The following is a 967-nucleotide window of genomic DNA, read 5'->3' as shown; positions in this document are numbered from 1 at the left end:
CTTAGGGTCTCGTGGGCTCGGAGATGTGTATAAGAGCCAGGAAGAAGCGCGGCTCGGCGGTCGACGTCGACCGGCTGCGCCGCGACCTGGGCTTCGGCGGCCGCCGCACCACGCCGCGCGGCCCGGCGGCGGAGGAGTTGACGCTGGTGGTGACCCGCGTGGGGCGGGAGCCCGTCGCCCTCCTCACGCATCCCGTCCGGTGACCGGGACCCGCCCGGAGCGGTGGGCGGCGGCGATCGAGTCCAAAAATCTTCCCACCGTCCGGTCGCGCCAAGCGACAGCGGGCGACGCGCCACGTCCGGGCAAATCATCGTCCCTTTCCGGTATCGCTTCACCGGTGATTGCGGGCGCCCGGCAAGGCCGTAACACCGCATGCAAATCGACGCGCCGGGATGGGTCGATCGGAAAACACCACGTCGGGTTCGGCGGCGAGGGCTTCGCCGCCCCTAATGCGCCGCGGAAATGGCCCGAAGCCGCCGGACCGGCATGACGTTCCGCTGACACGTGTCGCCGAGGCCGTACGCGGGTGCCGTCCGCCAACTGCCCATGTCGGACGAGATGTACGGACAGAACACCGGCCCGAGACGGCGCCCACCGGGCCCGGCCACCTCACTCATCACCACAATCGGCGCGATAGCCGCAAAGCGGAAATATGCCTAGCAGCCGGAGAACTCTCACTATTCGCCCCAGCCGGGTAACAGGCACATTACACAGAACTCACAATGTTCTCTGCTCCCCGTTATAGGGACCCCCCGTAAGCACTACAGTGGCGTCTCCAGAGATTCATTGCCGTGCGTCATTTCGTCGCGCCGGCACACGAAGGAGCATCGGGTGGAAACGAATCACAACTTCCTGCAGACGGGGGGTCAACCGGTCTCGGATCGGATGCGGGAGTTGCTCGCCCGTGCGGCGCAGGACCACGTCTATGAACAGCGCTCACAGGGTCAGGTCCTCGACGAGATTCGGC

The 967-nt window shown here is 66.5% G+C and carries 1 protein-coding gene; it reads left to right on the top strand.

The window, feature by feature from the left end:
* Positions 1 to 11: 11 nt before the first annotated feature.
* On the top strand, positions 12 to 203 hold the full coding sequence (locus ETD96_RS44105; protein ID WP_338072675.1) for a THUMP-like domain-containing protein: 192 nt from the start codon (positions 12 to 14) through the stop codon (positions 201 to 203).
* Positions 204 to 967 lie beyond the last annotated feature (764 nt).

The organism is Actinomadura geliboluensis (assembly GCF_005889745.1).
Lineage (GTDB): Bacteria > Actinomycetota > Actinomycetes > Streptosporangiales > Streptosporangiaceae > Spirillospora > Spirillospora geliboluensis.
The sequence above is the reverse complement of the archived record's forward strand: the minus strand, read 5'-3'. Positions and strand labels throughout refer to the sequence as shown.